Raw genomic sequence first — 19,273 nt, forward strand, 5'->3', positions numbered from 1 at the left:
CCCGGCCGGAATCCGGGCGCTCCGAGCTACAGGTGGGGATGACGCGCTGCGCAGCCACCCGGCGATAGTTCACCCGCTGCGGATGCAGCAGTACGTCCTCCGGGTGCCGAGCATCTTCTCCGGGTCGGTGTTGGTCGAAGCCGTATCGGTCACGTCGGTGATCGCCAGCACGGCCCCCGTCTCCTCCGCGTTGAAGAGCTGCACCATCAGGAAGCCGACCCGCTCGGCCGCATCCTGGCCACCGCCGAGTCCGGCACGGTGCGGCTGTGGGACGCCGGCGACGGCACCTTCCTCGCTGCCCTGTCCACCGGTGGCGCCACCACCTCGGCGCTCACCTTCCCCGCGCCCGGCCGCCTGCGCACGGTCACCGACGGCGCGGTCATGGAGTGGAACCTCGATCCTGACCAGGTCCTGACCACGATCTGCGCCGGCCCGATCGGCACGCTCACCGCCTCGGAGTGGCAGCGTTACACCGGCACCACCGAGGTCACCGCCTCGTGCCCCTGAGCCGGCGGAACGCTCAGCGGTTCGCCGCCACGACGCCGGCGGCCGGTGTCACCCGCTCGAACCGCACCTTGCTCAGGAATCCCGGGAGGTCGCTGAGCACGTACAACTCGCCGTGCACATCGACGCCGAAGGCGGTCGGCTGGGTGGGGAAGTTGCCGATCGTCGCGGACTCGTAACCGCCGCCGGCCTTGGGCCGCACGGCGAAGGCGAGAGTCGAGCAGTAGTCACTCGCGATGTACGTGCCCCGCGCCTCGGGGGTCCGGGAACCCCGGTACACCACGCCGCCGGTCACCGAGCAGCTCTCGGTCATGTAGTGCTCGTACTCGAAGACCGGATCGACGTACCGTACGCCGGGCTTGCACTGGTCCGGGTCGAACACCGGTGTGCCCTCCCTGCAGGACCAGCCGAGGTTTGACCCGCCCTGCCAGGGGCGGATGTGGTTGACCTCCTCGACCAGGCCCTGGCCGACGTCGCCGATCCACAGTGAGTTGTCGACGTCGACGGAGAACCGCCACGGGTTGCGCAGGCCGTAGAGCCAGATCTCGGGCCGGGCGCCCGGCTTGCGGACGAACGGGTTGCCGGCGGGCACGCAGTAGGGCTTCGCCCCGCAGGCGCGGTTGACGTCGATCCGTACGATCTTGCCGAGCAGGGTGCCGAGATCCTGACCGGACTTGAACGGGTCGTTGGCGTGACCGCCGTCGCCGGTCGACCAGTAGAGGTAGCCGTCACGGCCGAACGCCACCTGCCCGCCGTTGTGGTTGCCGTACTCGGCGTGCTCCTGGGTGAGCAGCACCTGCAGCCGATCCGGAGCGCCGATCGGCAGTCTCGCCAGGGTCAACGCGCCGGCCGGCAGGCTCGTATAGGAGACATAGAGCATCCCGGTGCGTACGAAGTCAGGCGCGGGTGTGATGCCGAGGAGACCGCGTTCGTTGTCCGACGTGTCGATCCGTGCCCTCAGGTCGAGTACCGGGTCGGCCGCCAGGCCGGTGTCGGGATGGTACGACCGGACGGTGCCGTCCTTCTCCGCGATCAGCATCCGTCCGTCCGGCAAACCGGTGATCGCGATCGGGCGCTGCAGGCCGTAAGCCACCTGCTCGGACACCACAGTCAGCTCGGTGAGTGGCACCGGGCGGGTGTCGGCTGCGGCGGTGCCCGCCGGCAGCAGTCCGGGCGAGACCACAGCGAGCAGACCGGCCAGCATGGCGGCCGTACGACGACGTCGCGACATGTTCGGCTCCTCAAGCAGAGTGACGGAAGCGGTCCGGGAGCGCTCCCACCATACATCGATCACAGCCGATGCAGAACCGCCTCAGCAGTCGCAGCCTCGCGGAACGCAGGCGTCACGAACCGCCCGTACCGCGCCGGTTCGCCTCCGGGGCGCAAGAGGCCCGTCACCCACCCCCGGCTTCTACGGCATCACGCGAGGAGCTTGGCCTTGGCCGCGGCGAACTCCTCGTCGGTGAGGAGGCCGGCGGTCTTCATCTCCCCCAGCCGGACGAGCTGTGCCATCAGGTCACCGCCGGTGGGGGCGGCCTCCAGCGCCGGTGCCGGAACCGCGGCCGGGACCGGGACCGGGCCCGGTTCGGGAGTGGCCACCACGGCCGGGACGACGACGTTGGTCGACACAGCGCCGGCGCGGCGCAGTTCGACGTTGCGCTGATAGTGATGCTGAGACCAATACTGACGAACGGCATTCGCCTGCCGGAGGATCAGGTCACGTACGGCGGCGGGATTCTCGATCGAGAAGAAGGTGAGCTCCTTCTGCCCGAATCTGCCTGCGTGGGCCGGATCCAGGCGGAGCGTGAGGTCGCCGACGCCGCGTACCCGCTGGGTGATGTGCTGGGTGATGTCAGCGTCGACGACCAGCCAGATCGGGATGATCTCCTCCCGGGTGGAGATGACACCGGAGGAGAACCGGATCGCGTCGTCGGTCACGCTGTAGGTGCCCGTCTGCACGCGGCCGCCGGTCGCCAGTGAGGTGAGGTCCTGAGAGGATCCCGACCACAGCTCGTTGACGCTCGAAGGGTTCATCTCGTTCAACCCCGTCATCGGTACCTCTTTCTCAAGCTCCGGCGGAAAGGCGAACATCACTCGCGCAAGGCACGATAGCGGGCCCGCGCAGCCCGGCCCTGACCCGGAGCGCGCCCGGGGAGGAGCGGCACGACGGAACAGCTCGTCGCCGGATGGATGCCGGTGGCACAATCCGGTTGCGTCAATAGCCCGCGGCGTCGCTTCACGCCCTGGTCATCGCCTCGGTCGTCGCTGCGATGACCGCGTCGTGCGCCCACGCCGACCCCCAACAGAACCGGTACGACCTGATCATCATGCCGGCCCTGTACCTGGCCCGGAACCATTCGCCAGGCGGTGCAGTGCCTGGGCCACGGCGTCAGTTCTCAGGTAGCCACCGGCGGTGTGGAAGTCGATGAGGTGGATGGCTGTCTCGACATTGTGGTCGACGCCGTTGAAGGAGTCGCGGACGCCTTGAGGCGGAACAGCCACGATGTCGCCTACGTCGGCGATGTTGGTCCACCGCTGAGTATTCGCCGGTCGACTTCCGCGAGGCGCTGGTGTCGGTGAAAGACGGTGGAAGACCGCGTGGGGCAGCGCGAGCGGCGACCCAAGGGTGATCAGGTGGTCCACCTTCAGCTGCGGATATGCGTGCAACGTCTCATATGTGACGACCGTTCCCAGCGAGTGCGCGACAACGGTGGTGCGGCCGCCGCGGTTGGCGGCAGCGATCGCTTCGGCAACCTCGGTACGTGCCTGGATCCGTGCCGGGGAGTCCGGGTCCAGATAGCGGGCGACTTCTCCGAACACCAATGTGACGGCACGCTCGAAGATCCACCGGTTGTGCCCGAGCCGAGTCGCGTAGCGGGCGATGTCTTGCCGCAGATTCCGGGTCAGCCTTCCCTGCGCTGCTGCTACGGCCGGATCGACCTGGTCGAGCCACAGGCTCACCAACTCCTGACCCAGCGGTGAGAGGTGTTCCAACTCCTCGTCACCGGCCTGTGCGCCCACGGGGCGTAGCCGGTGGGCATAGTAGGCACCGTGGACCACGGTCGCGTCCGGCAGCGGCCCGAACCGCCCTCCAAACAACGCATCCGACCACTCGTCGGCGAGATTTCGTGCGGCGGCCGAAGGGCTGAGGCCGCGCCGGTGGTTCCAGACGCCGTGCACGGCGACGATGTTGTTCATTCCTGCCCTTCGGGTTGGGGGGCGAAGACTGCCAGGTCCCATCCGGCGCCTGCGATCAAGCGGCGGCCGTCGGGGCTGAACGCGACCGCGGAGGCACCGTCCCACATCAGCCATCTGTCGATGCAGAAGCGGTCGCGCAGATCCCAGACGCTGACCGCGCCGCGGCGGGAACCGATTGCCGCAACGGGTCGGCCGTCCATAATCGCGGCAGCGACCGAGGTGGTTCCCCTGCCGGCGCGAAGGGGGTTGCCGAGCGGTTCGCCGGTGGCTAGATCCCACAGGTGGACGGCGCGATCGGTGCCGACGACGGCTACCGGAGCGCCGTCGACGTCGATCGCGGCCAAGGCCGTGACGCGATCGGTACCGCCAGACAGCGATACGCCGATCGGGTCGCCGGTGGCCAGATCCCACCCCCGCACAGCACCGTCGCGGATACCGGCGAAGACGGCGGGTCCCCCCGCCAGCTCGACTGCCAACAGTGCGGTCACCTGCCGTTTGAGACCGGCAGCGAGGCTGCCGAGTGGTTCGCCGGTGGCCAGATCCCATATCCGTACCGCCCGGTCGCCTGTGATCGCCACCGGTCGGCCCCGCAGTACCATGCACGCCACGGCGCCTACGCGCCGGGTGCCGCTGACCAGTGGGGCACCGATCGGGTCGCCGGTGGCCAGGTCCCAGACCTGTGCGGTGCCGTTGCGGGTGCCGACGACCACGATCGGCCGGCCGTCCAGCATTCCGCAGGCAACTGCTGTCACCCGCCCGGTACGGCGGAGCGGTGTTCCGATGGGATCGCCGGTGGCCAGGTCCCGGATCTGCACTGTGCCGTCCGAACTCCCGGAGAGCACCACCTGTTGCTCTCCCAGCAGGGTGCTGGTCACCGTCGTGACGGGCCGCGCGTGACCCTCGAGCGGGTTGCCGACCGATTCCGTCGCGGCCAGGTCCCACACGCGTACCGTGCCGTCCAGACCGCCGGTGACCGCGACCGGCCCGCTGTCCAGCACGGTGCATGCGACCGACTCCACCGGTGCGGAATGGGCGGCGAACGGGGCACGGACCCGATCGTCACCGGCCAGGTCCCATACCTGCACGATGCCGGCAGCTCTGCTGACGACCGCGACCGGCCGACCTTCAAGAATGGTGCACACCAACGTGGTGATCTGCCCGATGCCGATGTCAAGCGTGGCACCGACAGGCTCACCCGTGTCGAGTCTCCAAATCTTGAGCCAGCGGTTGCCGCAGCCCGTGATCGCGACGGGTACGGAATCAAGTACACAGCACGCCGCCGCGCTCACCAGGTCTCGGCCACCGGGTGGCTGTACCACTAACGACTCCCCGGCAGCCAGGTCCCACAGCGTCACCGAGCCGTCCGCGCCGCCGACGACCGCGACCGGGCGACCGTTCGTCGCGCCGCAGGCCATCGCGGTCACCCACCGTCTTGTGCGAACACCCCGGCGTACCTCTGCCGGCCGTAGTTGCAACGAGGATGCCACGGCTGTGCCGGTGCTCAGATCCCAGATCCGCAAGCGGTCATCAGCGCTGCCGACTACCGCGATCGGACGGCCTTCCAGCTCGGTGCACGCCACTGCGGTCACTCGCCGCTGCGTGTGGACGCTCCGGGGCACATCAGGAGGGCTGGTGACGAGGGGAGCACCGACCGGTTCGCCGGTCATCAGATCCCAGACCTGAACAGTGCCGTCGGCGTTACCGACGACTGCGGCCGGCCGGCCGGCCAGCATGACACATTCCAGCGCGGTGGTCCGCCCGGTCCCACTGCGGAGCGGCGGGCCGACGAACTCGCCGCTGGCGACGTCCCACACGCGAACGGTGCCGCCGATACCGCCCACAACCGCGATCGCTCGGCCATTGACCGTCGTGCAGGCTAGAACCCGCGCGGCTCCCGCACGGAGGGTGCGCTGCAGTGCCGGGTGCAGCTGGCTGCCGGTTACCCAGCGCGGCTGGAATATCCCCGCCCGACGCCGGGTCGGGGACATACGAGAACCGAGAGCCCCGTACCGCCGGGCGGCGAGGTCGATCAGCCGGTGCCGGGTCAAGGCGTCGGTGTTGAGGAGGTGGTGCACCGAGCGGTAGACGGCTGACCACAGCCGGCCCGCGGCGGACCGGCCATGATGCAGCTCGGCGAGCAGCGGTTCGGCATCCGCGTGGGAGAGAAAGTCCATATCGGTGAGGAGTTGGTCGACGATGCCGGCGTCGGTTGCATGCTGAACGGCGTGTCGGAGCAGGTAGTCCGGCGCGAATTCCCACGAACGGGATCCGTCGGCTGTGTCACGGGTGCGCAACAGCGCCGCAGCGACGGGGCCGACGAGGTCGTTGCGTTCAGCGGCACTGATCGGATGCACACGCAGGTAATCAGCCAGGCCCTGGTGATAGAGGCGCAGCAGGCTGACACCATCGGGTTCGCAGCTCGTTCGTAGATAAAGGCGAACCTCGTCGCCCAGGAACAGCTCCGGATCGGCCGGGCCGAGAGCGGCAGCGACCACACGCAGCAGCTCAGTCGGCATGCCGTCGCCCTTGGCGAACGCCAGCGCCGCAAGCGCGGCACGAAGGTGGTGCGGCCGGGGATGCGCGGCCAGCTCCATCTCGAGCACTTGCGGCAGGTCGATCGGCATCGCCGCGAGCAGCTCGGCGACCCCCTCTTTTTCACCGGGCGGATGGTCACGTATGTAGCCGGCGTAGCGAGCGGCGACCAGGAAGTGACCCCATCGGCTCGCGGCCGGCTCATGACGGCGTCGGTTGTAGTCGTCCGCAAGTCTCGTAGCGATCCCACCGGCGAGAATCTCCAGCTGCGGGATCCCCGACAACAGCTCAATCAGGTAGCGGCGAAGGTCCCGGTAGATCTCACGGCGGTCAAGCTGGTCAAGGTCCGAGAACTGCCCGGATTCCTGTGCGTGCTCCAGCAGCGGCGTGAAGCGGTCGCGCCATGGACGGGTACCCACCAACAAACGCACAGCCAAGCCGGACCCGTGCCGACGTGCCCGTGCCATGGGCATGAGAAGAACGGTCTGGACGGCATCGGCCTCGGGACACTCGTCGAGCGCATCGATGATCAGGGTGGGCGGGCTGTCCATGCCGGCCAACGCCGCGATCAGCGCGGCCGCTGTCCATCCCTGATCCGGCGGCTTCAGGCCGAGTTGACGGCCGATCGACGCCAGGATCTCGAGCAGGGTGCGCTGCCGGGCGTGTACCGCGACCAGCAAGGGGTTGACGGCGGGCGGATCGTCCATCTGCAGACGGACGTGCGCGGTCAGTTCTTGCAGCGCGGGATGTGCTGCACATACCAGGGCTCCGAGGATCGCTGACTTACCTGATCCCGCCGCGCCCGTCAGTACCCACAGACCCCCTGGCCCGGCTCCGTCGAGCCAGGGCACCACGCTGTCGAGTACTGCTCGCCTGCCGGTGAAGTACATGCCCGCGCGCGTCTGAAAATGGGCCGCGTCAGCGACGACGTCGGTGAGGAACGGTTGTATCGGCGCGTCGAACGTCGCGATCCGATCAGCGACCGGGTCCCGCTCGTAGCGGGGGTTCGGCAGGACCGGCAATGCGGCGTCGTAGTGCAGTGGTACCGGCGTCGTCCACAGCGACTGGCCGCTGAGGCCGTCGTTGATACGACGTGCGACCTCGCGCAATGACACATACCGCAGACGGGGGTCGGTGCCGAGCCCGTCCCGGGCGCAGTCCTCGAGCACCCTGACGGCAGCGCGGGTGAACGCGCCGTCGTACGCGAGTTCGTCACCGCGGGCACCGGCCAGCACCCACGCCATGACCTCATCCTGGCGAGGCTCGATGTTGAACTGCAACCTGGTCGCACGACCGGCACCGCACAGGTCGACCAGGAACAAGGTCGGCACCGGGTCGCTCTGTGCCCGCGAAACCCACTCCCGGACGTTGTTGCCTCGCCTGGCACAACGGCCGATCAGCTCGACACGGTCCGCCTGCTCATCAGGCCGTCCATGCGAGATCAGATGGATGATACGGGCGGCACAGGACGCGTCGTCGAGCAGTTCCTGCACCGCAGCGGCGATCTCGTCGCGGTCAGGGTCGTACAGGGCCCGAACATCGAATCCGCCGGTGCGGTAGCCGGTCAGGACGTCAGCGAGCCTCCCGGCTAGGCCTACGGCGAATGGGAGATCGTCGAACTCTGAGTCGGCCGGAAACGATCCGACTCCGATAACCAGTGCCCGCCGGCCAGAATCCGCATCCAATCGCCACCTCCGCCGGACGAATACCGTCATCCACCACCGGGCAGCGACCAACTTAGCCCAGGATCGCAGGACGACCGGCACGAACACGATCAAGGTGGACCGTACGGGAGTCCCGGCGAGGAGTGGACCATGCTTGCATCATGCTTACTGTCGCCCGCCGACCCGCTGCCGTGGGCATCGCCGTCCTGACCGTCGTCGCGCTGTCGACGGGATGCGCCGGCGCGGAGAACGAAGGCGCGGTGCGCACGTCGCCGAGCCCGGCGACCGCCGCCACCGTGGCGACTGCACCGGCAACTGATGACACCGCGCGCGCCTTCGACGGGCTGGAGCGACGATTCGACGCCCGGCTCGGCGTCTACGCACTGGACACCGCCACGGGCCGGACAGTCACCCACCGCGCCGACGAACGGTTCGCCCACGCCTCCACGTTCAAGGCGTTGCAGGCCGGCGCGGTGTTACGCCGCGCCACCGACGCCGACCTGCGCAAGGTGGTGAAGTACCGCCGGGCCGACCTCCTCGCGCACGCGCCGATCACCTCGAAGCACGTCGCCACCGGCATGAGCCTCGACGACCTGCTCGCCGCATCAGTGCGGTACAGCGACAACACCGCCGCCAACCTGCTGTTCGAGCATCTCGGCGGACCCGAGGCCCTGGAACGGGAACTGCGGGCGCTCGGCGACCGCACCACCAGCGTCGACCGCATCGAGCCGCACCTCAACGAGGCCGAACCGGGTGACACCCGCGACACCAGCACAGCCCGCGCGCTCGGCACCACCCTGCACACGCTGGTGCTCGGCGACGCCCTGCCCACCGCACGCCGTGAACGGCTGACCGCCTGGCTGCGGGGCAACACCACCGGGGACCCGTACATCCGTGCCGGGGTTCCGCCGGGCTGGCAGGTCGGCGACAAGACCGGCACCGGTGGTCACGGCACCCGCAACGACATCGCGATCGTCTGGCCGCCGGCCGGCGCTCCCCTGGTCATAGCGATCCTGTCCGACAAGGGTGAGCGCGACGCACGGCCCGCGGACACACTGATCGCCGAGGCCACCGAGACCGTCGTCGCGGCGCTGCGGTGATCAGAGGCAGGGCGGCGTGTACCGATCGATTCGCAGGCCGCGGAACTCCAGCTCGTTCGCCGTCTTCCCGACGAAGACGAAACCACGTGCCTCGGAGCGGGCGGTTGCGAAGGAGTGCGCCGGCTCCCCGAGCTCGGGCACGAAGGTCCAGGCCTGCGGCCGGAGGCTGAAGAACCTGGTCACCGTACGCCCACGGGTGGACGGGATCAGGGTGGCCCACTGCGCACCGCCGCTCCAGTGCGAGGCGGGCCGCAGCTGCACGTACAGGTCGTCGGTGGCGCTGTAGGTCAGCAGGAACCCTGCGGAACGTGACAGGTCGGCCTGCGCCTCGAACTGGTTGGCCAGCCACAGCACCGCCACGTGCCATTCGGCGTTGACGAACGAGATCCGCGCGGCGTACCTGGCGTGCCCCCGTACCGGCACCAGCATGCTGCCCGTCGCCGGCACCGTGGTGCCCTCCCCGCTGGCCAGCCACTGCTGGTAGCGGTTGATCGACGGGGTGGCGCACTCCCCGCGAGGGCCGGCGGCCGAGGCCGGGGAGGCCCCGAGAGAGACGGCCAGCACCACAGCGACGGCAAGTGACGACTTCCGCATGGACGAACCTCCGAACACCGATTCAGTAAGGCTTGTTAAGAGTCACCCATTCAATCAAGAACATCAATAGCCTGGGGTACGCCGGCGCGCGTCCCGAGGGGCGGGTGGCGCGATCCGCACCCGAACCGGCATAGTGGCCCGGCGGTGTCATCGACCGGTGTCGCCGCCGGTGGTGGCGAAGGTGGAGGAAAGTGACGACGCGCTCACGCAGTCGATGGGTCCGCGCCGCCGCCTGGGTGGGGCTGACCGGCGCCATGCTCGCGGTGCCGGCGGCACCCGTGACGGCGGCACCGGCCCCCATCCGCATCCTGAGCGTGTCGGCGGAGAACGTGGAACCCGGCGACAAGGTGCGGGTACGGTTCCGCGTCACCAACACCGGGAAGGCAGCCGAGAGCGCGATCGTGGTCGTGGGCGGCGGCCTGCGATGCACCACCGGATGCCGGGCCGAGCCGAACCTGGCGGCGGGCAGCAGCCGCGACTTCGAGGCCACCCTGGTAGCACCGGCGGCGAGCCCCGGCGAGGTGAGCGGGCTCAACATCTCGGTCGCCGTGCGCCTCGGCGGGCAGAACAGCTACGACTTCAAGATGGTGTACGTCCACGGCAAGGGCACTTCGCCCACCGGCACGGGCCAGGAGCCGGCCGCGGTGAAACGGGTCTCCGGCCGGGTTCGCGACTCCGGCGGCAAGGCCGTCGGCGGCGTGTCCCTGACCCTCCGGGACAAGGCAGGGCACGAATACCGTACGACCAGCGACCGCAGCGGCCGGTTCGCGGTCACGTCGACAGCCCGCAAGCCGATCGCCGCGGGCGCCATCACGGTAGTCGCGACGAAGGACGGCTACGACACCGCCCGCACCACGGCCCGAGGCTCCGCCGGTGACACCGTGAACGTCCGGCTGACCCTGCCCGCAAAGAGCGCGCCGCCCACGACATCACCCGCGCCCGAGGTGTCGGCGAGCCCTCTCGCGATCGCCGGCAATCCGCTGGCGGCGACTCCCCCGGCCCTCGAGACCGTCAGCGACGACAGCAGCGCGTCCCTGCCGTTCAAGCTCCTGGGCGGCCTGCTGGTCGCCGTGGGGCTCGGCGCGCTCGCCCTGATGGTGCTCCGCCGGAGAAACGCCGCGAAGGACCCGCTCAGCCGAGCGTGAGCCACCTGATGCCGAGCCGCTCCGCCCGCTCGGCATCAGCGGCCTCGAGCGGCTGCCATCAACGGTCAGATCCCACAAGGTCCGTCCGTGGACGCCCACCGTCGCCACCGCGACCACAGGGTCGCTCGCATCCGCTACGTGTGGCCCCACCGTCACAGCACCGGCCCCGCACCTTCAGGTGGATCAGGCCACGCTCTTCAACCCAGCCGGGGAACCCCACTACCATCCCCTGCCAGCCGGATTCCACGGCTGAGGCACACCCGGCGGACTCGCACTGACCGCGAATGCCCTCCAAAGGCGCGGCGAGCGGTCGCCTCACCACGCGATCACGCCGGGACGGGCACGCGTGGACGGCAACGTCCTACACCGACGGGTTCCGCCATTGGGCCCATTCCAACTCGGACGGACAGCCGACTACCGCGCTCCGACCGTTGCGACAGAATCCAGTGACCGCGCGACGGCGCATCCACAGGGAGCCGCCGTCACGTCACTTCCGGTACAGGCCAGGCCGGTGCATGATGGGCACAACACGTGTCGATACGTGATGGCGTTCCGGGCCCGACGACGGGAGGAAGATCGGTGGCGCAGGGTTCGATCAAGAAAAATCCTGCCACCGAACTGAGTGATGCGCTGATAACCCAGCTGACGGAGATGCCTTTCCTGAGCGCAAAGGCAGATCGACTTCTACTGCTTCAGCTAATCAAGCGCAATCTCGATGATTTTCCAGATATCCGTGACAACGACGTGATCAGGTCGCATTTCATCGAGATAATACTGGTCTGCCATCAGCAGCCCGGCGGGTTTCGGGCACTCACCGAAGCACTCACCACCATGGCGCCGCACCACCCCGGAGTGAAGAACGCGATCGCACTGGTCAAGGGTTCATCTGTCCAGGGACTCATTCCGGATCTTGAGATGCGTCGGATATTTGACTCGCTGCGAAGAGCCGAGGCCGAGATCGAACCCTCGGTTCCGATGTGGTGGTGGGACAGCCTCGGCAAGGCCTCGATGAGCGTGCCGGCCGACACGCCCACGCTCGCGGAGGCATTCGGCCGGCTCTGTGCCGGGCCTGCCCGCGAACCCGGGATACCGCCCGCTCTACGGCTGGTACGGCATGTCGCCGAGCTGGCTACCGGTCAGCTGAGGGCGGAACTCGATCAGTGGGCGCGCAGTCTGGCCGATCGGCTAGAAGTGGACTCCGTAAACCCGTCCGGGTCGACTCTCTTGTCGGCTGCCGTGACCCTGCCGACCGACGTCGGCACCAGCGTTGACCAGCCTGAACATCCACCTCACCAGCCCGATGATCACCAGGGTGACAAACGTGCTCAAACTGCTATCATCCCGGCGGACAGCGATAAGTCGGGCGATACTGGGGCGAACGGACTGATGAGGGCGGAGCACAACATTCCTCTCGAGGAGCGAACGGACCTTGTTGACAGCGACGCGAGTCCCCTAGGAGTAGCGATGCCCGCCGTCGCCCCGACGCAGATACCGGCGCCGCTCCCCAAAGTCTGGGGCGATATCCCTCAGAAGAATCCGAATTTCACCGGCCGGGAAGCACTTCTCGAAGAACTGCACGAGAAACTCTCCCGTACCCATCAGACCGCGGTTCTGCCACAGGCGCTCCACGGAATGGGCGGTGTCGGAAAATCACAGGTCGCCGTTGAATACGTCCACCGCAACAGCGCTTCTTACGATTTGATCTGGTGGATTCCGGCACAGCAGGAAAGCCAGATCCGGACCTCTCTCACCCAATTGGCGCTGCGGCTCGGCCTCGATGTCAGCCCCGAGGCGAGCATCGCGGTGCCCGCGGTGCGGGAGGCATTGAGCAACGGCAGCACCGGCTACCGCAACTGGCTGCTCGTCTTCGACAACGCCGAGACGCCGCAGGAGGTGTTGAAATACTTCCCCAGCGGTGGCGCCGGCAAGGTACTCGTCACCTCCCGGGATCTCGACTGGTCTCGGGTGACCCGCTCGATCGATGTCGACGTGTTCACCCGCGAGGAGAGCAAGACCTTCCTGCTCGGACGTAATCCTGAACTCACCGACGAGGCCGCCGACCGGCTGGCCGAAGCACTCGGCGACCTGCCACTGGCCATCGAGCAGGCGGCAGCGTGGCGGGCCGCCACCGGTATGCCGGTAGCGGATTATCTTGCACTGCTGGAACAGCGGCGTATCGAGATCCTCGAGGCATCGCCCTCACCGGACTACCCGGATTCCGTAGCGGCCGCCTTCCAGCTGTCGCTCGACAAGCTCAAGGCGGTCAACCCCGCAGCGTTGCAGATGCTGCAGGTCTGTTCGTTCTTCGCACCCGAGCCGATCTCGCGTGAATTCTTCGCCGGTTCCCCCGTCGCCCAGATCACCGATGAACTCGACGAGATGCTCAGCGACAGCCTGCCGCTCAGCCGCGCCATCCGCGACATCAACCGGTACGCCCTGGCCAAGATCGACCACCAGCGCGACACCTTGCAGATCCACCGCCTCGTGCAGGCCGTGCTCATCGGCCGGATGACCGCGGACGAGCGTCTCGTGATGCGCAAGGGCGCACACACGCTGCTCGCCAACAACAAGCCGAGCGGCCCGAACCGCCGCGCCGACTGGCCGCGCTATCAGGCTCTGCAGCCGCACGTCGTGGTGTCGCGAGCGGTGGAGTCTCCTGACCCGCGGGTGCAGCAACTGGTCGAGGGCATCGTGAAGTTCCTCTATTACTGGGGCGACCACGCGGGCAGCGAAGCGCTGGCCGAGGAAGCCCTGGAATGGTGGCGCAAACTGAACGGACCGGCCGCGCAACGGACGCTCGAAATGGCGCGCTGGCTGGCTTGGATGCGGCGCAAGAACGGCAAACACGCTGCCGCGCGAGACCTGAACAGCCATACTTTTGCCCTTTACCAGGAGCATTTCGGGGACCACGACGAAGGTACCCTCAATGCGAAGTACGCCGTCGCCATCGGTTTGCAGGACAGCGGCGAATTCACTGAAGCACACGAACTCGTCCAGCAGACACTCGACGTCGCCCGCGTCGAATTCACCGCCGATGATCCGACAACGCTGATCTTCGCTCACGCCCTGGGCGTGAGCCTGCGCCTGATCGGCGACTTCAAGGCCGCCCGGGTTCTGGACGAGGACACCCTGCAGCGTCGTGAGATCGTGCTCGGCAGCAATGACCCGGAAACCCTGAACACCCTCGCCGGCCTGCTCATCGATCTGCGCGAGGGCGGTGACTTCGTGGAGACGCTGCCCCGCTTCAACGACTACTACCGCCGGACGTTCGAGAGTTTCCACCAGGACGCGCCGCCCACCCTGCAGGCGGCCCGATATCTGGCCATCTCGCTGCGCAAGGCCGGTGACCACCCCGGCGCCCGGCGACTGGCCAGGGACACCCTGGACCGTTACCGGCGACGTTACGGCGACGACTTCCCGGAGACGATCGCGACGGCGGTCAACTATGCCATCGATCTACGGCAGGCCGGCGAATTGGAGGAGTCCAAGAGCCTGGCCACCGACACTCTCCGGCGATACCAGCAAATGTTCGGTCCGCGGCACTCGCACACCCTCAGTGCACGCACCAACCTCGCCATCGTCTATCGGCTGAGCGGTGAACCCGAGGTCGCGCACCAGCATGACCACGAGACTCTGGAAATCCTCACCGACACACTCGGCCCGGATCACCCGGTGACGCTCACGTGCGCCACCAACCTGGCAAGCGACGCGCACGCCCTGGGCCGCCTTCAGGAGGCGTACGAACGCGACACCGAGACCTTGACCCGGTCGGAGCGAGTACTCGGCCGCGACCATCCATCGACGCTCGCCGTCGGGGTCAACCTCGCGCTGGATCTCCGCGCCCTCGACCGGCCCGCCGAGGGCGACCGGATCCTCTCGGGCACGCTGACGTTGATGCGGGCCAAATTGGGCGAGCAGCACCCCGCCACCCTCAACGCGCTGCGCAGCATCCGGGCTGACTGCGACATCGACCCGATGCCGTCCTGACCGCCCCCGCGACAGCCCGGCCCGATGGGCGGTTCCGGTCAGTCGACACGTCCGGGTGGACCGTTCCCGCCGAGATTCGCGCGGGGGCGGTCGACCTGCCTCAGAAGGGTCTTCACCGAATCTGCCAGCACGGATTCATCGCATCGGTACAGCATCGCGAGAGAGAGCCTGGAAAGATCAATCAGATCGGTCTCGACATCGCCCGGAGAAAGATCCACTGAGCGATTCCTCCTTGCGCCCGGATGTCATTTACCTATCCACCAGCATCACTAAACCATACCGAAGGGGATGCGGTTCGGTAAATTTCCCCCTGTACTTCGTCATGATGGCATGCCACCCTGGCTGACGTGGCAGTTCCGCCGGGTGATGTTTCGCCGAATTCCGGTTCGCTCCGAGTAGATCCAGCTCAGGTCACCATCGGTGTCATCACCGCGATCAGCATAGAGACGCTCGCGATCGAAAAGGCCATGAAGGTCGCCCTCGCACGGTTTCCCGGTGACGACCGCCCGTACCGTGTGGGTCTCGTGCCCAGCAGCGAACAGTCCCGGCCCCACGTCGTGGCGGTCGCGCAGCAGACCTCGGACGGCACCCGTAACGCGGCCTGGCTCTGCGGCCACCTTCCGCACATCTTTCCCAACCTCCGCGCAATTCTGATGTGCGGCATAGCCGCCGGCGTCCCGTCGATCGAACCCGGCTGGGACATCGCCCTGGGCGACATCGTGGTGGCGACCGAAGTCATCGACTACCGCCACGAGCACCGGGTCGACGGACACGGGTCGATCCGCGGCACCGTCCGCCCGCCCGCCGCGCAATGGATGAACGTGGACCATCTGGTGGCCGCGCAGGAGATGGACGGCCGGCCGCCGTGGCTTCCCACACTCGAGGCCGCGGCCGCGGAGGAACCGTTCCGCCGGCCGGACGGACCGGGCGTACCCCGGGTCCATCGTGCCCGGGTCGGCAGCGCGGACCTGTTGCTGCGCGACGCGGTGCTCCGTGACGGCCTCGCCCGTGAGCACCGTCTGGCCGCCTTCGAGATGGAGGGCGCCGGGGTGGCGATCGGCGCCCACCTCGGTGACCGATCCTGGTACATGGTTCGCGGCGTCGCCGACCACGGCGACGATTCCAAGAACGACGACTGGCATCCGTACGCCTCCCTGGTCGCCGCGTGCTATCTGCAAGCGGTCCTCGCGCGGTGTCCCCCGTTCATTCCGCCCGGGGGATCGCGGGAACTGCCGGGCGCGGACCGGCTCGCGGTGATGACGGACGCTCTGGTCGCGCTCCGAGTCATGCGCAACGACCGGTACACGGTTCTGGAGCAGCTGCCCGGATGGATGCGTGAGCAGATCCGCGAGAACTCCCTTCCCCGGCTGCACGTGGTGGAGACGATCACCGCGCTCGAACGCCTCCCTGGTGGGCTCGACGCCCTGGTCGCAGCCCTACTGCGCACTTTGGGCGGCAGCTCACCGGACTTCGTGGAAGTCGAGCAGATCCTGCGCGCCAACTGGAAGCAGCAGTGACGGAACGTTGTCGCCCAGCGAGCGGGCCACGATGATCGGGTCGGCGTCCAGGCCGTCGGCGCGAAGCTCGGCGCACACCGCGTACACCCACTCCGGACGGGCCCGCAGCAGGCGGTCCGACGTGGTCAGACTCAGGCCTGACCACGAGTGCGGGTCGCCGGGTTCGGCCGCGACGCCGCGCCGGTAACTCTCGTACGCCGATCCACCGTCACCGGCCAGCAGCGCCGCCTCCGGGGTGACCGGGCCGGGGCCGCCGCCACGCCCGGCGACGTGCCGGCGGGCCGCCGCGGGCCAGGCCAGCGACCAGAAGTCCGCAGCCGCGCCGGGCACCACCGCGGTCCGCGGAGTGAACGCCGCCGGCGTCCCCGTCCGCCAGGCGCCGGCCAGCAGTTTCACCTGGCCGGCGTCGGGTCGCACGAAACGCAGTCGCCACTCGGCCCGGTGCGCCGCGCACACGAGGTTCGCGGCCTCCGAAGCCACCGGGTCCACCTCCTCGGCCGGCCAGTCCCGGGAACGGCTCGCGAGCCCTTCGACCAGCCTACGACCGACCGCGGTCAGGCTCGGCGACCCGCTCAGGGTTGTCAGAACCTCTTGAACCTGGGCCCAGGCGTACGCGAACTCGAAATCGACGATCCGCCGATACAGCCCTGACGAGACCCGTCGGCGCAGGCGCCAGAAGTCGGCGATGCCGAAGAACGCGTACAGCCCTTGAAGAAGGCCGGCCACCGGCCGGGGGTCGTCACGCCATGGTGCGTGGTGGACCGGGTCGCCGTCGTACTCCGTCAACGGCAGCAGGTGTAGCAGGCCGCCTAGTTTGATGTGCTGAAACTCGTGCACGAGCGACACTGCCAGGTCGACCTCGTCGGCCGGCGGCGAGACCAGCACACTGCCGAACGCCTCCCCGCTGGACGCGCTGCGGGTGATCCCGAACTCGTCCACGGGCAGCGGCACCAGACTGACGACCCCCTCGGCGATCGCCCGTGCTGTCACGGGGTGGTCACGGCACAGCAGCTGCCAGGCGCCCACCAGCAGATTCCGCCAGCGATCCACCGACTCGGCGTCCAGCCGGTCCGCACCGACCGGATCCGCCAGCTCCCGGAAGGGGTCGAGATCGTCCAGGAACACCGAGAAAGCCGGGCAGTCACGGCCGCCCGTCAACCGGCGCAGTGGTGACCACCCAGCGATCTCACGATCAAGATCGGTTTCGGCGGGTACGACCACCGCGCGGCCGCCGAGCCTCAACCTGATCTCCCCCGCGGCGCACTCGGCGTCGGCCACCGCCACACCGCCGTCGGCCAGGTGGGCCAGGCCCAGCATCGGCAGCATCACCGCACCGTCGCGAACCGGCACCGAGGTACGCCATGACCGGCCCGACCTGGCGTTGGCAACGAGAGCGAGCGTGTGCACGGCACCGGCATCCACCCACAACTCCGTACGGGCATCGGTCCGGCCCCGCTTACGGCGCAGCGCGTACGCCGCCCAGGAACCGACCTGCGGATGCAGCAGCAGAGGCGCGACCGCGGCCGGATCGGTCTCCTCGGCAGCCGCCCACGCCGACCAGGCGAGGGCCGCGGGTGGCAGTGGGCCCATGTCAGCGGGGTCGGACAGCGCACGCCGCACCGTGTCGAGCAGGAGCATCCGGCGGCTTCGCTGGCCCTCCCAGAGCGTCCGGACCGTCTCGGGCCCACCGCCGCCCGAACACAACTCGTCGAGCTGGTGGGCGGGAATCCGATGGTGGAAGAGGTCGAAGCCGTAGTCGGCGTCGTACGCCACAGAGCCTCCCTGGCAGACTCGCCGTGTCCGCATGGACACTCTTCGTTGAATCTAAGGGGTATGTAAAGGCGGAACCCATCGGCCGACTCGACTCCCCCGGCCGAGTCCGGTGGCGACCGTGAAAAAGCAGGCGCCCGCTGCGTTGAGGTAGACAGGAGGGCAGTGCCCGCTCAGCTCCAGTCGCTGGAGCTGGAGCGTCCATAGTGAGAGGTGCCCATCGGAATGGGTGTTTTCTTGCCGGACTCGGGGGCCGACGACCCCGCCCGGGTGGTGAGCGAGACCGATGTCGCTGACCGTTCGGACGAAGTCCCCGAGGCCCTCGTTGCCGGTCGTTGCCCCAGGCAACGGCGCGCCGCCGGCGAGGCGGTGCCAGCCAACCGCGTGCTCGATCACGCGGAACTCAACGACGACTTCGCCGTCTGGTTCTCCGACGCCGGATCCGATCTGCTGCTGAGATCGGCCCACAGCATCTGTGGGCGTCACCTCTATGAGGACATCGCCTTCGAGGCCGCCGGAAGCATCTACCGGCAGTGGGGCGATCCGCGTAAGCGGCACCTGTTCAAGAGCCAGTCCGGCTACGTCTTCCAGGTCGTCCGGAACACCTTCCTGAGCTACCGCCGGAAAGCGGCCAACCGCCCGGAGCTGCATCAGGAACTGCCCGGCGAGGAGGACGCCGCCTTCTGGAGCAAAGTCAGCGAGGACCCCGGGTGCGAGGTACGGCAAGCGTTGCTCCTGCTCGATCAGGAGATGGCCGAGATCGTCTTCCACCGGTACTTCCTCAACCTCACGCTGAGCGCGACGGCCCGCGAGATGGGGATCAAGCGCGGCGAGGCGGAGAAAATCCACAACAAGGCCCTGGACGCGCTTCGTCAGATCCTGGGGCCGGAGGAGGAGGCGGGTTGAGTGTCGAGAAGCGGCTGCTCGATCTTGCCGCTTCCTTCGCGGATGACGTCTCGCGCGGCACCGAGGCGAGTTTCCGGGAACGCGTGCTGGCCTCCCTGGAACTCGCCCCGCCGCGCGGGACTCCGCGAACCGCTCGGGGGGCCGGCCGGCAGGCCGGCACCCCGAGCCGGGAAGGGGCAACAGAACGGGCTGACATCCCGTAGTAACAGGATCCGGTCGGAGGGTCAGGTCGTGACCACGGACCGAATCGTGACAGGCCGGTGTCATCCAGCGGGGCAACCGGCACGGCAAAGGTGAACCAGGGCGGATTGAAGGGAGATCAAGCAACGGCACCCGGCGGCAAACGGGTGCCGTTG

15 protein-coding genes are annotated in these 19,273 nt (G+C 68.3%); 7 read left to right on the plus strand and 8 right to left on the minus strand.

What is annotated here, in order from left to right:
- Positions 1-69 precede the first annotated feature (69 nt).
- On the minus strand, positions 70-207 hold the full coding sequence (locus CLV67_RS52175; protein ID WP_170154085.1) for a hypothetical protein: 138 nt from the start codon (positions 205-207) through the stop codon (positions 70-72).
- Between the two features lie 51 nt (positions 208-258).
- Here CLV67_RS52175 and CLV67_RS32800 point away from each other — a divergent pair, with 51 nt between their 5' ends.
- The gene (locus tag CLV67_RS32800) at positions 259-507 is read left to right on the plus strand and encodes a hypothetical protein (RefSeq protein WP_106325392.1); all 249 of its coding nucleotides are present in this window, start codon (positions 259-261) and stop codon (positions 505-507) included.
- Between the two features lie 13 nt (positions 508-520).
- Here the strand turns inward: CLV67_RS32800 and CLV67_RS32805 are convergent, their stop codons facing one another.
- The 4 genes from CLV67_RS32805 to CLV67_RS32820 all read right to left on the minus strand — a co-directional run bounded on the left by CLV67_RS32805 (position 521) and on the right by CLV67_RS32820 (position 7,949).
- Complete coding sequence (locus tag CLV67_RS32805) at positions 521-1,735, minus strand: PQQ-dependent sugar dehydrogenase (protein WP_106325394.1); 1,215 nt, start codon at positions 1,733-1,735, stop codon at positions 521-523.
- Between the two features lie 188 nt (positions 1,736-1,923).
- Entirely contained in the window at positions 1,924-2,556 is a 633-nt protein-coding gene (locus tag CLV67_RS32810) for a PH domain-containing protein (protein ID WP_170154086.1), read from the minus strand.
- 273 nt (positions 2,557-2,829) lie between these two features.
- Positions 2,830-3,702 carry a serine peptidase gene (locus tag CLV67_RS32815; protein ID WP_106325398.1) on the minus strand — a complete coding sequence of 291 codons (873 nt, stop codon included), beginning with the start codon at positions 3,700-3,702 and terminating at the stop codon, positions 2,830-2,832.
- On the minus strand, positions 3,699-7,949 hold the full coding sequence (locus CLV67_RS32820) for a hypothetical protein (protein WP_146169376.1): 4,251 nt from the start codon (positions 7,947-7,949) through the stop codon (positions 3,699-3,701). Before CLV67_RS32820 ends, CLV67_RS32815 begins: the two co-directional genes overlap by 4 nt.
- Before the next feature lie 107 nt (positions 7,950-8,056).
- Here CLV67_RS32820 and bla point away from each other — a divergent pair, with 107 nt between their 5' ends.
- Positions 8,057-8,998 (plus strand): class A beta-lactamase, encoded by a 942-nt coding sequence (gene bla, locus CLV67_RS32825; RefSeq protein WP_373873206.1) that lies wholly within the window; start codon positions 8,057-8,059, stop codon positions 8,996-8,998.
- Here bla and CLV67_RS32830 read toward each other — a convergent pair whose 3' ends face one another.
- The gene (locus CLV67_RS32830) at positions 8,999-9,592 is read right to left on the minus strand and encodes a hypothetical protein (RefSeq protein WP_203737643.1); all 594 of its coding nucleotides are present in this window, start codon (positions 9,590-9,592) and stop codon (positions 8,999-9,001) included.
- A gap of 191 nt (positions 9,593-9,783) precedes the next feature.
- Between CLV67_RS32830 and CLV67_RS32835 the strand changes: the two genes are divergently transcribed.
- The gene (locus CLV67_RS32835) at positions 9,784-10,737 is read left to right on the plus strand and encodes a carboxypeptidase-like regulatory domain-containing protein (protein WP_106325404.1); all 954 of its coding nucleotides are present in this window, start codon (positions 9,784-9,786) and stop codon (positions 10,735-10,737) included.
- A 579-nt stretch (positions 10,738-11,316) separates the two neighbouring features.
- A complete protein-coding gene (fxsT, locus tag CLV67_RS32840; protein WP_106325406.1) occupies positions 11,317-14,724 on the plus strand; it encodes an FxSxx-COOH system tetratricopeptide repeat protein in 3,408 nt (1,135 codons plus the stop codon).
- 38 nt (positions 14,725-14,762) lie between these two features.
- Here the strand turns inward: fxsT and CLV67_RS51280 are convergent, their stop codons facing one another.
- Positions 14,763-14,942: a hypothetical protein gene (locus CLV67_RS51280; protein WP_146169377.1), complete on the minus strand. Its 180-nt coding sequence runs from the start codon at positions 14,940-14,942 to the stop codon at positions 14,763-14,765.
- Positions 14,943-15,191: 249 nt separating this feature from the next.
- On the opposite strand from CLV67_RS51280, the gene CLV67_RS32845 reads away from it, so the two are divergent.
- Positions 15,192-16,241: a phosphorylase family protein gene (locus tag CLV67_RS32845; protein ID WP_106325408.1), complete on the plus strand. Its 1,050-nt coding sequence runs from the start codon at positions 15,192-15,194 to the stop codon at positions 16,239-16,241.
- Here CLV67_RS32845 and CLV67_RS32850 read toward each other — a convergent pair.
- Entirely contained in the window at positions 16,185-18,014 is a 1,830-nt protein-coding gene (locus CLV67_RS32850) for an HEXXH motif domain-containing protein (protein WP_170154087.1), read from the minus strand. The genes CLV67_RS32845 and CLV67_RS32850 overlap by 57 nt on opposite strands.
- A 267-nt stretch (positions 18,015-18,281) precedes the next feature.
- Here CLV67_RS32850 and CLV67_RS32855 point away from each other — a divergent pair, with 267 nt between their 5' ends.
- On the plus strand, positions 18,282-18,917 hold the full coding sequence (locus tag CLV67_RS32855) for an RNA polymerase sigma factor (protein WP_170154088.1): 636 nt from the start codon (positions 18,282-18,284) through the stop codon (positions 18,915-18,917).
- Positions 18,914-19,120, plus strand: a complete 207-nt coding sequence (locus CLV67_RS51285) for a hypothetical protein (RefSeq protein WP_146169378.1) — start codon at positions 18,914-18,916, stop codon at positions 19,118-19,120. The genes CLV67_RS32855 and CLV67_RS51285 overlap by 4 nt, the downstream gene beginning before the upstream one ends.
- The last annotated feature ends 153 nt before the right edge of the window (positions 19,121-19,273 follow it).

Source organism: Actinoplanes italicus, from assembly GCF_003001815.1.
Taxonomy (GTDB): Bacteria; Actinomycetota; Actinomycetes; order Mycobacteriales; family Micromonosporaceae; genus Actinoplanes; species Actinoplanes italicus.